The following is a 13,402-nucleotide window of genomic DNA, read 5'->3' on the forward strand; positions in this document are numbered from 1 at the left end:
TGTGAGCAGCTACAGCGATCGCCCCTGGGTCTCCGCCTACGCGCCGGGCGTCCCCTCCGACGTGGATCTGCCGGACGGATCCCTCGCCCACCTGATCGACGACTCGGTCGCGACGTACAGCAAGCACGTCGCCCTGGAGTTCTTCGGCGCGACGACGACCTACGCCGAGCTCGGCGACCAGATCGCCCGTGCCGCGGAGGGCCTCCGCACGCGCGGCGTCCGCAAGGGCGACCGGGTGGCGCTCGTCCTGCCGAACTGCCCCCAGCACGTCGTCGCGTTCTACGCGGTGCTGCGGCTCGGCGCGGTCGTGGTGGAGCACAACCCGCTGTACACCCCGCGCGAGCTCCGGCATCAGTTCGAGGACCACGGCGCGACCGTGGCGATCGTCTGGGACAAGGCGGTGCACATGGTCCAGGACCTCCCCGCCGACCTCGGCGTCACGACCGTGATCTCGGTGGACATCACGCGCGGGATGCCCGCGAGCAAGCGCTTCGCCCTCCGCCTCCCGGTCCGCGCCGCCCGCAAGGCGCGCGAGCAGCTCACCGCGACGGTCTCCGGCACCGTCACGTGGGAGACGCTCGTCTCGTCGCGACGACTGAAGGCCTCCGTGCCGCGACCGGAGCGCGACGACCTCGCGCTCATCCAGTACACGAGCGGGACCACCGGGCGTCCGAAAGGCGTCATGCTCAGCCACCTCAACCTCGCGGTGAACGCGGCGCAGGCGCGGGCGTGGGTTCCGACGATCGAGCGCGGCACCTCGGTGGTCTACGCGGTCCTCCCGCTGTTCCACGCCTACGGGCTCACGCTCTGCCTCACCTTCGCGATGAGCATGGGGTCGCGGCTGGTGCTGTTCCCGAAGTTCGACCCGGACCTGGTGCTGGAGGTCGTGAAGAAGCGACCGGCGACCTTCCTGCCCGCCGTGCCGCCGATCTACGAGCGCCTGGTGCAGGCCGCCGAGCAGCGGAAGGTCTCGCTGTCGGGCATCGACATCGCGATCTCCGGCGCGATGAGCCTCCCGCAGAGCATCGTCGACCTCTGGGAGTCGAAGACCGGCGGCTATCTGGTCGAGGGCTACGGCCTGTCCGAGTGCTCGCCGGTGCTGATGGCGAACCCGGTCGGCGCGACCCGCAAGCCCGGGACGGTCGGCCTCGCGCTGCCCGGCACCGAGCTGCGCGTCGCCGACCCGGACGACCCGTCCGTCGACCGGGCGTTCGGCGAGGAGGGCGAGCTGCTCGCCCGCGGGCCGCAGGTGTTCTCCGGGTACTGGCGCAACGCCGACGAGACGGCGAAAGTGCTCACGGCCGATGGCTGGTTCCGCACCGGCGACATCGTGACGATGGACGAGGAGGGTTTCGTCCGCATCGTGGACCGGATCAAGGAGCTCATCGTCACCGGCGGCTTCAACGTCTCCCCGACCGAGGTGGAGGACGCGCTGCGCAGCTTCGAGGGCGTCGCGGACGTCGCCGTGGTCGGTCTCCCACACCGCCGCGGCGGCGAGGACGTGGTCGCCGCGGTCGTGATGGAGCCGGGGGCCTCGTTCGACGAGGAGGCGATCCGCTCCTACGGCCGGGACTGCCTGACCGCGTACAAGGTGCCGAAGCACGTCGTGCAGGTGGATGAGCTTCCGCGCAGCATCGTCGGCAAGGTGATCCGCCGGAAGGTGCGCGACCAGCTCGTGGCGCAGCGGGAGGCGGCCGGGGCCTGAATCACCCGATCGGCCGGCGTCACCCGATCGGGAACACCAGCAGCGACCCCGTCGCCGTCGCCACGGTCTTTCCGCTCCCGTCGGTCACGACCCCGTCCGCGAACGCCACCCGGTTGCCCGGCTTCGTCACGGTCGCGCTGGAGGTGAGCGGGCCGCTGCCGACGAAAACCGGCCGCAGATAGTTCACCTTGATCTCGATCGACGTGTACCCCTGGCCCTGCGCCAGCGTCGACTGCACCGCGCAGCCGATCGCTGAGTCCAGCAGGGTGCAGACCAGGCCGCCGTGCACCGTCCCGATCGGGTTGTAGTGCGACTCGTCGGGCTCGCAGACGAACACCGCGCGCCCGGTCTCGGCCTCGGCCAGCGTCATCCCCATCAGCTTCGCGATGGGCGGCGGCGGCAGCTCCCCCGCGATCATCGCCTGCAGGTACGCCAGGCCGCTCATCGTCGGCATCACGGCGACGCCCGGCGCCGGGTCCTCCCACTCGACGTTTCGGCTGCGCTGGTTCACTCGGCTGGTGCGCTGGCTCACTCGCTCCCCTTCCGCGGCAGGTCGGGGTCGGCCGGCGGGAGGTCCGTCGGCTCCTCGACCGCTTCGAGCGTATCCGCGTTGACGGGTGTCTGTCCCTCGGGGAGGTTCGAGAAGTCGGGTGCGATCACCGTCGCGGGGATCCGCGACGCCGCGGTGCCGAACGGCAGCTCGTCGCCCACCGCGACCGGCTCCAGGATGATGTCGTCGCTCTGCCGCGGCAGTGTGCGGCCCTGGAAGTAGTCGGGCCGGATGATCCGCCAGACGACCATCAGCACGACGCCGATCAGGATGCCGCCGATGCCGACCACCGCCTCCGCCCCGATGCCGAAGATGGTCACGTTCTTGCCGTTCGCGTCGGTCAGCCAGTCGGGCGCCGAGAAGCTGATGACGCCGTAGATGAACACCGCCAGCAGCATGAGGCCGCCGACCAGCGGGAACAGCCCGCGCATGATCGCGTGCCGGAAACTCGTGAACAGCGTCCGGCGGTAGTACCAGACGCACGCGAACCCGGTCAGCCCGTAGTAGAAGGCGATCATCAGGCCGATCGAGCCGATCAGCGCGGTGAGCAGGGTGACGCTGATCGCTGTGAACACGAGGTAGAACGCCGCGGACACCAGCCCCATCCCGATCGTGGACCAGGTGGGCGTCAGGAACCTCGGGTGGATGCGCGCGAACTTCTCCGGGATGGCCTTGTAGACCGCCATCGACAGCGTCGTCCGCGCGGTCGGCAGGATGGTGGTCTGCGTCGACGCGGAAGCCGACGTCAGGATGGAGAAGCCGAGCAGCGTCATCAGGATGGCGCCGATCGGCCCGCTGCCGAACAGCGTGGGCCCGATCGCCGAGAACACGTCGCCCGAGTTCGCCGGGTTCGCCAGCCCGATGCCCTTGGTGCCGACGCCCGCGAACGCGACGGTGGCGACCGTCACGAGCGCGTACGTGCCGAGCAGGAGGAGCGTGCTGATGATGGCGGCGCGACCGGGGGTCTTCTCCGGGTTCTTGGTCTCCTCGTTGATGGAGACCGCGGTGTCCCAGCCCCAGTAGATGAAGATCGCGGTCAGCAGCGCGGGGGCGATGGTCTGAGCGAAGTCGAGGGTGAACGGGTTGAACCACGACCACTGCGGGATGAGCGAGTACGGCTCAGCGGTGCCGGAGTAGACCCGCACCAGCGCATACACGGCGAAGAGGATCAGGATGACGACCTCGAAGCCGAGCAGGAAGTACTGCAATCGCGCGGACACCTCGATGCCGCGGTAACAGATCCAGGTCATCAGGGCGATCCAGACCAGGCCGGCTATCGTCACGGCGAAATTGTTGTTCGCGAGCGCCGCCACGCCCGGAAGGCCGAAGCCGCCGACGAACGTGAAGGAGTACTGGCCGGCGATCTGCGCCAGGTTGGACATCACGATCACGTCCGCGATGACGATGCCCCAGCCCCCCATCCACCCCGTGATCGGCCCGAACGCGCGGGCCGCCCAGGTGAAGGTCGTGCCGCAGTCGGGCTCGGCCTTGTTGAGCTCCTGGTACGCCACGGCGATCAGGTACATCGGGATGAAGGCCAGCAGCACGATGCCGGGCGCCTTGACGCCGGCGGCGAGAGTGCCGCCCACGACGATGAAGCCGAGGCTCGCGGCGAGGCTGTAGGCGGGCGCCGTGGAGGCCACACCGACGACGACTCCGGACACGAGGCCGAGCGCGCCCCCTTTGAGGCCCTTGTTCCCGGCCTCGTCGGGCGCGGTTGGACGGGTGGATGTCATGGCAACACCTCCGGTGACTCGGGTCCGCTCACCGGTGAACGGGCCACCGCAGCACAGCGTAGCTCCGAGCAGGCCCCGCGGGGTTGCACGTTCTCACAGACGAACGGGACGGCACAGTCACGCGCAGCACAACGCAACTCCGAGACGGCCCCGCGGGGTTGCACGTTCTCACAGACGAACGGGACGGCACAGTCACGCGCAGCACAACGCAACTCCGAGACGGCCCCGCGGGGTTGCACGTTCTCACAGACGAACGGGACGGCACAGTCACGCGCAGCACAACGCAACTCCGAGACGGCCCCGCGGGGTTGCACGTTCTCACAGACGAACGGGACGGCACAGTCACGCGCAGCACAACGCAACTCCGAGACGGCCCCGCGGGGTTGCACGTTCTCACAGACGACGCGCGGGCCGCCCGCTCACCCTCCGGTCGTCGCCGCGAGCCGCGCCAGGCGTCGCCGCGCAGCCAGCTCGGCCTGCGTCTGCGGCCCGAGCAGCACCCGCGCGCCCGCGAGCACAACGCTCGTCGCGCGGTGGATCGGCAGCCGGTCGGCGACAGGAAGCCCCAGCAGGGCGCGGTACCGCGGCTCCATCGTCGACACCGCCGCGCGGAACAGCACCCGGTACGACGGCCGCAGCGTCCGGCGCAGCGGCGCCCGCCGGATGAAGCGCACGATCTCCGCCACCTCGGGGCCGCCGCGCAGCTCGCCCGCGTCGGTGACGGCGTCGATCCTGGCGCGGAGGTCGGCGGCCGTGCGCGGCGGGTCCGCCACTCCCATCAGCTCCGCCGCGATGGCCCACTCGCCCACGTAGCCGTCGGCGCCGCCCGGGATAGGCGGCCCCCAGTGCTCGTGCGCGGTGAGAAAGGCGTCGGTGAAGGCCAGGTGCACCCACTCGGCGAGGTCGGGGTCGTTCGCCGCATAGGGGCGCGTGACGCCGTGCCCGTCGACGTAGCTGCCGTGCACGCGCTCGTGCAGGGTCTTCACCATCTCCGAGCCGGCGATGGCCTGACCGCGGCTGCCGAAAGTGACCGTGTGGATCCACTGGATGGTCCCGGCCAGCCGGCCCAGCGGGTCCTCTCGGTAGCGGGAGTGCTCGCGGACGCCGGCCAGCGCTCCCGGGTGCAGCGCCTGCAGCAGGAGGGCGCGGACGCCCGCGACGAGCGTCGCCATGCCGCCGTGCACCGTCCAGGCGGCGCCGCCCGCCGGGAAGAACCCCTCGTCCTCGCCGTCCTCGAGCCGCAGCACCCAGCTCGGGATGCGGTCGGAGCGTCCGGACAGCGTCTCGATCAGATGCGAGCGCACGGGGCCGAGAAGGCGGTCGACGGGAGCCCCGGTCATCGTGGGGCGCCGGACTCGGATGGCAGCGGCGTCCCGAGGCCGTCGATGATCTGGGCCGACGGGAGGTCGCCGAGCAGCCGGCCGGGCAGCAGGATCTTGGAGCGGCGCACGCCCGACCCGATGATGACCACGACGCCCTCGGCCACGACCCGCGCGTCGACCAGCAGCGGCCATTCCCGCGGGAGGCCGATCGGCGTGATTCCGCCGTACTCCATCCCGGTCAGCTCGACCGCGCGCTCCATCGGGAGGAACGAGGCCTTGCGGACGTCGAGCAGCCGCTTGACGGTGTTGTTGACGTCGGCCCGGGTGGTGGCGAGCACGACGCACGCGGCGATCCGCTCCGCACCCTCGCGCTTACCGCCGACGACGACGCAGTTGGCGAGCGTGTCGGCGGTCAGACCGAACTCCTCCCGGGTGGCCGCGGTGTCCGACACATCCGGGTCGATCTCCACGACGCCGACCTCGTCCAGCCAGCCGAGGTCCGTCAACATCGCGAGCGTGCCCGGGGCGAGCAGGTCTGTGCGCGAGGAGGCAGGCTCCGTGGTCAGCCCCCCAAGAGTAAAAACGCCCATGCGCCTACGCTAGCGCGCCGGGCGACGCTCCCGACATTCGTCACGAATGTGGGGTGTGGCGGCGACATTCACCACATTCGTCACGAATCGCGCCGGGTGGCGAACACGACATTCGTCACGAATCGCTCTCGAGCGCCGCCGCTGTTGCGGCGGCGCTCGAGAGCGCCGCTCACTGCGAGGCGCGCTCCAGCACCAGCTCGCGCACGCGTGCCGCGTCCGCCTGGCCCTTCATCGCCTTCATGACGGCGCCGATGACCGCGCCCGCGGCCTGGACCTTGCCGTCGCGGATCTTCTCCAGCACGTCCGGCTGGGCGGCCAGGGCCTCATCGATGGCCGCGATCAGGGCGCCGTCGTCGGAGACCACGGCGAGCCCGCGGGCGTCGACGACCTCCTGCGGCGCGCCCTCCCCGGCGATGACGCCCTCGAGCACCTGACGGGCCAGGCGGTCGGTGAGCGTGCCGGCGTCGACCAGCGCGGCGAGCTCGGCGACGTGCTGCGGGCTGACCAGCGTGCCGGCCGGGACTCCCTGCGCGTTCGCGAGACGCGCGATCTCACCGGTCCACCACTTGCGGGCGGCGGCGGGGGTCGCGCCGGCGGCGATGGTCGCCTCCAGTTCGTCCAGCAGCTCGGCGTTGTCGACGTCCTGGAACTCCAGGGCGGTGAAGCCCCACTCCGCGGTCAGTCGCTTGCGGCGTGCCGCCGGAGCCTCCGGAAGGGTGCCGCGCAGCTCCTCGACCCACTCGCGGCTGGGCGCGACGGGGACGAGGTCGGGCTCCGGGAAGTACCGGTAGTCGTCGGCGTCCGACTTCGGCCGGCCGGCGGAGGTGGTGCCGGTGTCCTCGTGCCAGTGCCGGGTCTCCTGCGTGATCGTGCCGCCGGCGTCGAGGATCGCCGCCTGGCGCTGGATCTCGTAGCGGACAGCGCGCTCGATCGAGCGGAGCGAGTTGACGTTCTTGGTCTCGGTGCGCGTGCCGAGCACGGACGAGCCGCGCGGGCGGAGCGACACGTTCGCGTCGCAGCGCACGTTGCCCTCCTCCATCCGCGCGTTGGAGACACCGAGCGCCTTCACCAGGTCGCGGATGGCGCGCACGTAGGTGCGGCCGACCTCCGGGGCGTCCGCCTCCGCGCCCTCGATCATCTTGGTGACGATCTCGACCAGGGGCACGCCGCCGCGGTTGAAGTCGACCAGCGAGTAGTCGGCGCCCTGGATGCGGCCGGTGGCGCCGCCGACGTGCGTCAGCTTGCCGGCGTCCTCCTCCATGTGGGCGCGCTCGATCTGGATGGTCAGCTCGCGGCCGCTCTCCAGCTCGATGGTGACTACGCCGTCGTGCGCGATCGGCTCGTCGTACTGGGAGGTCTGGAAGTCCTTCGCGAGGTCGGGGTAGAAGTAGTTCTTCCGGGCGAACCGGCTCGACTCCGCGATGTCGCAGCCGAGCGCCAGCCCGAGGCGGATGCTCGACTCGATCGCCTTCTCGTTGACCTGCGGGAGACCGCCGGGCAGCCCGAGGCAGGTCGGGCAGGTGTTCGTGTTCGCGCCGGAGCCGAACTCGTTCGCGCAGCCGCAGAACATCTTGGTCGCGGTGTTCAGCTCGACGTGGACCTCGAAGCCGAGCACGGGCTCGAACAACTCGAGGGCCTTGTCGTAATCCATCAGTTCGGCCGTGGCCATCAGACCGCTCCCTCTTCGCTCGCGAACATCTCCGTGGCGCTCAGGTCGGGCGCCTGGCTCAGCAGGCTGCCGCCCCACTGCTCCTCCAGGAGCCGCTCCAGCGCGGCGCCGATCGTGTACAGCCGGGCGTCGGCGCGCGCCGGCGTCATGAGCTGAATGCCGACGGGGAGGCCGTCCTCCGGCGCGAGACCGATCGGCAGGCCCATGCCGGGCACGCCCGCGAGGTTCGCCGGGATGGTGGTGATGTCGTTGAGGTACATCGCCATCGGGTCGGCCAGCTTCTCGCCGAACTTGAACGCGGTGGTCGGCGCGCTCGGGCTGACCAGCACGTCCACCTTCTCGAACGCGGCGGAGAAGTCGCGCTGGATGAGCGTGCGGACCTTCTGGGCCGAGCCGTAGTAGGCGTCGTAGTAGCCGGCGCTCAGCGCGTAGGTGCCGAGGATGATGCGGCGCTTGACCTCGGTGCCGAAGCCGGCGTCGCGGGTCGCGGCCATCACGCGCTCGACGGTGACGGGGCCGTCCTCCGGCTTCACCCGGAGGCCGAAGCGCACCGAGTCGAAGCGGGCCAGGTTGCTGGACGCCTCGGCGGGGAGGATCAGGTAGTAGGCGGCGACCGCGTACTCGAAGCTCGGGGCCCCGACCTCCACGATCTCCGCGCCGGCGCCCTCCAGGAGCGCCAGCGCCTCGACGAACCGCTGCTTGACGCCGGCCTGGAACCCCTCGCCGTTCAGCTCACGGACGACGCCGACGCGCACACCCTTCAGTGCGCCCTCGCGCAGTCCCACCCGCGCGGCCTCCGCCATCGACGGCCAGGTGTCGGTCAGGGAGGTGGAGTCGAGCGGGTCGTGCCCGGCGATGACGTCGTGCAGCAGACCGGCGTCGAGCACGCTCCGCGAAACCGGGCCGACCTGGTCGAGCGAGCTCGCCAGGGCGATCGCGCCGTAGCGGCTGACGCCGCCGTACGTCGGCTTGACGCCGACCGAGCCGGTGACCGCGGCGGGCTGGCGGATCGAGCCGCCGGTGTCGGAGCCGAGCGCGAAGGGCGCCTCGAACGCCGACACGGCCGCGGCCGAGCCTCCGCCCGAACCGCCGGGGATGCGCTCGAGGTCCCACGGGTTCCGGGTGGGGCCGTAGGCCGAGTGCTCGGTGGAGGAGCCCATCGCGAACTCGTCCATGTTGGTCTTGCCGAGCGGCACCAGGTCGGCGTCGCGCAGCTTGCGGACGACCGTCGCGTCGTACGGCGGGATCCAGCCCCCGAGGATGCGCGACCCGGAGGTCGACGGCATGTCGTGGGTGGCGAGCACGTCCTTGATCGCGACCGGGACGCCGGCCAGCGGGCCGAGCGCGTCGCCCGCGGCCCGGCGGCCGTCGATCTCGGCGGCGGTGCGGACCGCGTTCTCACCCGCGACGTGGAGGAACGCGTGCACATCGGCGTCGACCGACTCGATGCGGTCGAGATGGGCGCGGGTGGCCTCCACGGAGGAGACCTCGCGCGCGGCGAGCAGGTCGGCGAGGGCCGCGGCGGAGAGCCTGGTCAGATCCGTCATGCTTACTCCTCGTCCAGGATGGTGGCGACCTTGAAGCGGTCGCCGTCGCGCTCAGGGGCGCCGGAGAGCGCCTGCTCGACGGTCAGCGACGGGCGGACCTCGTCGGCCCGGAACACGTTGGTGAGCGGCAGCGGGTGGCTGGTCGCGGGGACGTCGGGCCCGGCGACCTCCTGCACCTTCGCGACCGCCTCGACGATCTGGCCGAGCTCGGTGGTGAGGCTCTCGATCTCTTCCGGGCTGAGGTCGATCCTGGCGAGGTTCGCCAGGTGCGCGACCTGTTCTGCGCTGATTTCGGACATGCGTCTCCGTGGTGGTGTCTGAGTGGGTGGGTCCAAACGGTTGAACTCGTTCATTTCGTTGGGCGCAGTTCAATTCTAGGGTGACGCGTGTGGCCCGCGCCTGCCCATCGGGTCCCGCCGGGCAGCTAGCCGAGGACGAGGTCGCCCTGGTCGATGCCGATCAGCGCGAGGTTGCGCATGCACTCGGTCCCCGCCGTGAAGTACTCGTTGTGGCCGCTCGACCCGGTGAGGCTCTTGTGGGTGATCGGGTCGGCCGCCCCGTCGACCCCCATCGTCTTCGCGCCGTAGGAGGGCGCCCCCGGGTCGCTGCCGAAGAAGGCGCTGTTGACGATCGGGTCCATCGACGCCTTGGCCACGTACACGTTGCCGTCGCGGACGCCGAGCTGGCGCACCGACTGGGCGTCGGACCCGGGCGAGCCCATCAGCGCGAGCGCATCCACTGTGACGGTGCCCTTCTCCAACGCGAGCAGCGCGGCGGTCGACCCGTACGAGTGGGCGAGGACGCTCAGGTACGGCGGGTCCGTCTGACGCAGCTCCTGGAGGCCGCTCAGGGCGCGCTCCAGGCTGTCGGCTCCCTGCCGGGCGAGGTCCATGCCGCCGATGTTGGTCAGCACCGGAGTCTGGTAGCCGATCCAGGCCACGACCGCGACACCCGGGGTCGTGGTGTTCGCGCGGGAGCCGAGGAAGCGCTTGAGGAAGCCGGTCTCCTGCGAGTAGAGGTCCTGGGCGACGCCGGCCCAGCCCTCCACCTGCTCCCCCACCGACATGTACATGCCGGGCACGAGCACGCTCACGTAGCGCGCCGTGCGGAGGTTCCCGACGACGATGGCCGCCCGGGCGTCCGCGGACGTGTCCAGGGACACCAGGGTGCGCTGCACTCCGTCCTTCTTCTTCAGCGCGGTCTCGACGTTGCCGAGCGTGCTGAGCTGCCGTTTGAGGGCGACGCGCTCGGTCTTGCCGCGCTCGGTGCGCAGGTCGGACGTCGCGGCGGCGATGGTGCGGTCGAGGTCGAGGACGTTCGCCTTGCCGCGGACGTCGTACGGGACGCCCTCCAGATTGCCGATCACGTGCGGAGCGAATTTCACCAGCTGCGCCTGACGGGCGGGGTCGAGGAGCTTCCAGAGCTGGCTGACATCGCTCGCCGCCGGCGGGTTGGTCAGCAGCCGGTCGAGCTCGGAGGCGTGCGCACCCAGGAAGCCGGGCAGCGCCGCGGGGTCGACCGCGCGGATCGAGCCGAAGACGGTGGCGGCGCTCGGGCCGGAGACGCCGGCTCCCGCCGGGCCCGAGCTTGCCGGCGCGTCGCCGATGGCCGCGGACACGGGCTGGGCGACCGCGGAGAGCTGCGCCGCCTGCGCGCTGTCGGCAGGCATGACGAAGGCCCCGGTCAGTCCTGTGACGACCGAGGTGACGATGGAAGCTGCTGCAAAGCCGACCAGCACTCCGTCCGGGTCCCTCCGAGAGCGAGCGAGCTAAGCCCTTGCGTGCACCGGGCGAGCGCACACCATGACTCTAGCCGCATCCGGGGGTGGACGGATGGACGTTCTACCCCCGATTCAGGGGGATAACTTGTGGTCTGTCCACAAAGTGACGGACTAGTTCTCGAGCCCGGAGGGGCCCATTTCGACAAGGATCGCGAACTGGGCCGCGTCGATGACGCGGACCCCGAGTTCTTCCGCCCTGGCGAGCTTAGACCCTGCGCCGGGTCCCGCCGCGACGAAATCGGTCTTCTTGGACACGCTGGAGGCCGCTTTGCCGCCGGCCGCGATGATCGCCTCCTGCGCCCCTTCGCGGGTGAAGCCCTCCAGCGAACCCGTGGCGACGACGGTCAGGCCCGAGAGGACTCCGCCCGCGTCGGACTGCGCACCGGGGCCGGCGTGGCCGGGCGTCGCGAACTGCACACCGTCGGCGGCCCAGCGCTCGACGATCTCCCGGTGCCAATCGACCTCGAACCACGCGAGCACCGCGTCGGCGATGATGCCGCCGACGCCGTCGACCGCGGCCAGCTCTTCGCGCGAGGCGCCGCGGATCGCGTCGAGCGACCCGAAGTGGTCGGCCAGCGCGCGCGCGGCCACCGGGCCGACATGCCGGATGTTGAGCGAGACGAGGATGCGCCAGAGCGGCTTCGTGCGGGCCGCCGCGAGGTTCGCGACCAGCTCCAGCGCGTTCTTGGACGGGACGTAGAGCTCGTCGCCGCCGAACTGTTCGGCGTCGGGCTGGAACGGTCCGTCCTTCTTCTGCCGACGACGGCGGAACGGTGTGTCCACCTTCTCGGCGCCGGACTCGGTGAGCTTCGGCAACCCTGTCTCGGAGTCGCGGACGACCACCTCGATCGGGAACAGCTCCCGCACGGTCAGACCGAACAGCCCGGCCTCGGTCGGCAGCGGCGGCTTCTCCGGGAAGCGCGGCTGGGTGAGAGCGGCGGCCGCGACCTCCCCGAGCGCCTCGATGTCGAGACCGCCGCGCGAGCCGATGTGCTCCACGCGACCGCGGACCTGGGCGGGGCAGAACTCCGCGTTTGGGCAGCGGAGGTCGATGTCGCCCTCCTTGGCGGGCGCCAGCTTCGTGCCGCACTCCGGGCAGTTCTCGGGCATGACGAAGGGGCGCTCGGTGCCGTCGCGCAACTCCACGACCGGGCCGAGGACCTCGGGGATCACGTCGCCGGCCTTGCGCAGGACGACGGTGTCGCCGATCAGCACGCCCTTGGCCTTCACCACCTCCTGGTTGTGCAGCGTGGCCTGCCGCACCTCGGAGCCCGCGACACGCACCTTCTCCATCACCGCGAACGGCGTCGCCCGGCCGGTGCGACCGACGCTGACGACGATGTCGAGCAGCTTGGTGTTGACCTGCTCCGGCGGGTACTTGTAGGCGATCGCCCAGCGCGGCGCCCGGGAGGTCGCGCCCAGCTCGTCATGGAGGGCCAGCTCGTCGACCTTGATGACGATGCCGTCGATCTCGTGCTCGACGCTGCCCCGGTGCTCGCCGAAGTAGCGGATGAAGTCGTCCACCTCCGCGACCGTGCCGAGAACGCGGTAGTGCGTCGAGGTGGGAAGCCCCCACGACCCCAGCAGCTCGTAGATCTTCGACTGCGCGTCGACCGGCGGGTTCGCCCACGCGCCGATGCCGTGCACGAGCATGTGCAGGCGGCGGAGCCGGTCGCGCATCAGAGCGAGCTGAGCGGCGTTCTTGCCCTCTGCCTTCTGCCGGAGCGAGCCGCTGGCCGCGTTGCGGGCGTTCGCGAAGACCCGCTCGCCGGCCTCCTGCTGGTGGGCGTTGAGTTCGTCGAACTGGGCGACGGGGAAGAACACCTCGCCGCGCACCTCCACCAGCGGCGGGAAGGGGCCGTCGCCGGCCAGCCGCTGCGGGATGGCCGGGATCTGCCGGATGTTCTCGGTGACGTCCTCCCCCACGACGCCGTCGCCGCGCGTCGCCGCGCTGACGAGCACGCCGTTCTCGTAGCGGAGGTTGATCGCGAGCCCGTCGATCTTGAGCTCGCAGAGGTAGTCGACCCGGCGGCCGGCGTCGCGCTCGACGCGCGCGGCCCAGGTCTCGAACTCGTCGAGCGAGAACACATTGTCGAGGCTGAGCATGCGCTCGGCGTGCTGCACGGGCGTGAAGAGCGTCGTCTGCGCGCGGCCTCCGACGGTCTGCGTGGGGCTGTCCTGGCTCTGCAGTTCGGGGTGGAGGCGTTCCAGCTCCCCGAGGCGCCGCAGCAGGCGGTCGTACTCCTCGTCGCTGACGAGCACGGTGTCGCGCTCGTAGTACGCGTCGCGCAGCTCCAGGATGCGGGTGGTCAGGTCCTGGGCCTCCGCGCGGGCCTGCACGGCGTCCGCCGTCTGCTCCGGGGTCTGCTCGCTCGTCTCGATCGCCACCCAGCAAGCATATTCACCCCCACCGACGCGAGGGCGGCAACGGAGGAGTCCCGCAACGACACGCCGCCGGAAGTCAGTCAACGGAGGACTTCGGCCGCCTATCCACCCGCATCTC

The 13,402-nt window shown here is 71.0% G+C and carries 10 protein-coding genes; 1 reads left to right on the forward strand and 9 read right to left on the reverse strand.

The window, feature by feature from the left end; all coding sequences use genetic code 11:
* The first annotated feature begins 1 nt into the window (after window position 1).
* Window positions 2-1,705, forward strand: coding sequence for a long-chain-fatty-acid--CoA ligase (locus tag ACR5MH_RS05120; protein WP_431346325.1), 1,704 nt, complete (start codon window positions 2-4; stop codon window positions 1,703-1,705).
* A gap of 19 nt (window positions 1,706-1,724) precedes the next feature.
* On the opposite strand, the gene ACR5MH_RS05125 is transcribed toward ACR5MH_RS05120, so the two are convergent.
* The 9 genes from ACR5MH_RS05125 to ligA form a co-directional block, all read right to left on the reverse strand.
* Entirely contained in the window at window positions 1,725-2,237 is a 513-nt protein-coding gene (locus ACR5MH_RS05125; RefSeq protein ID WP_433862360.1) for a PaaI family thioesterase, read from the reverse strand.
* Window positions 2,234-3,991: an APC family permease gene (locus ACR5MH_RS05130; RefSeq protein ID WP_433862361.1), complete on the reverse strand. Its 1,758-nt coding sequence runs from the start codon at window positions 3,989-3,991 to the stop codon at window positions 2,234-2,236. The genes ACR5MH_RS05125 and ACR5MH_RS05130 overlap by 4 nt, the downstream gene beginning before the upstream one ends.
* Before the next feature lie 419 nt (window positions 3,992-4,410).
* On the reverse strand, window positions 4,411-5,331 hold the full coding sequence (locus ACR5MH_RS05135) for an oxygenase MpaB family protein (protein WP_431346320.1): 921 nt from the start codon (window positions 5,329-5,331) through the stop codon (window positions 4,411-4,413).
* Window positions 5,328-5,903, reverse strand: a complete 576-nt coding sequence (locus ACR5MH_RS05140; RefSeq protein WP_431346319.1) for a YbaK/EbsC family protein — start codon at window positions 5,901-5,903, stop codon at window positions 5,328-5,330. The genes ACR5MH_RS05135 and ACR5MH_RS05140 overlap by 4 nt, the downstream gene beginning before the upstream one ends.
* 169 nt (window positions 5,904-6,072) lie before the next feature.
* The gene (gatB, locus tag ACR5MH_RS05145) at window positions 6,073-7,572 is read right to left on the reverse strand and encodes an Asp-tRNA(Asn)/Glu-tRNA(Gln) amidotransferase subunit GatB (protein WP_433862362.1); all 1,500 of its coding nucleotides are present in this window, start codon (window positions 7,570-7,572) and stop codon (window positions 6,073-6,075) included.
* Entirely contained in the window at window positions 7,572-9,119 is a 1,548-nt protein-coding gene (gatA, locus tag ACR5MH_RS05150; RefSeq protein ID WP_431346318.1) for an Asp-tRNA(Asn)/Glu-tRNA(Gln) amidotransferase subunit GatA, read from the reverse strand. The genes gatB and gatA overlap by 1 nt, the downstream gene beginning before the upstream one ends.
* Window positions 9,120-9,121: 2 nt before the next feature.
* The gene (gene gatC / locus ACR5MH_RS05155; protein WP_431346317.1) at window positions 9,122-9,418 is read right to left on the reverse strand and encodes an Asp-tRNA(Asn)/Glu-tRNA(Gln) amidotransferase subunit GatC; all 297 of its coding nucleotides are present in this window, start codon (window positions 9,416-9,418) and stop codon (window positions 9,122-9,124) included.
* A gap of 125 nt (window positions 9,419-9,543) precedes the next feature.
* On the reverse strand, window positions 9,544-10,857 hold the full coding sequence (locus ACR5MH_RS05160; protein WP_431346316.1) for an alpha/beta hydrolase: 1,314 nt from the start codon (window positions 10,855-10,857) through the stop codon (window positions 9,544-9,546).
* A 153-nt stretch (window positions 10,858-11,010) separates the two neighbouring features.
* Window positions 11,011-13,287, reverse strand: coding sequence for an NAD-dependent DNA ligase LigA (gene ligA, locus ACR5MH_RS05165; RefSeq protein ID WP_433862363.1), 2,277 nt, complete (start codon window positions 13,285-13,287; stop codon window positions 11,011-11,013).
* Window positions 13,288-13,402 lie beyond the last annotated feature (115 nt).

The organism is Streptomyces sp. L7 (assembly GCF_050990935.1).
In the GTDB taxonomy this organism is placed as follows: domain Bacteria; phylum Actinomycetota; class Actinomycetes; order Actinomycetales; family Microbacteriaceae; genus Leifsonia.

Bases quoted from the DNA above. Each gene is read 5' to 3' on its own strand.
- ACR5MH_RS05130 (WP_433862361.1), bottom strand. From the start codon at position 3,991: ATGACATCCACCCGTCCAACCGCGCCCGACGAGGCCGGGAACAAGGGC.
- ACR5MH_RS05135 (WP_431346320.1), bottom strand. From the start codon at position 5,331: ATGACCGGGGCTCCCGTCGACCGCCTTCTCGGCCCCGTGCGCTCGCAT.
- ACR5MH_RS05140 (WP_431346319.1), bottom strand. From the start codon at position 5,903: ATGGGCGTTTTTACTCTTGGGGGGCTGACCACGGAGCCTGCCTCCTCG.
- gatB (WP_433862362.1), bottom strand. From the start codon at position 7,572: ATGGCCACGGCCGAACTGATGGATTACGACAAGGCCCTCGAGTTGTTC.
- gatA (WP_431346318.1), bottom strand. From the start codon at position 9,119: ATGACGGATCTGACCAGGCTCTCCGCCGCGGCCCTCGCCGACCTGCTC.
- gatC (WP_431346317.1), bottom strand. From the start codon at position 9,418: ATGTCCGAAATCAGCGCAGAACAGGTCGCGCACCTGGCGAACCTCGCC.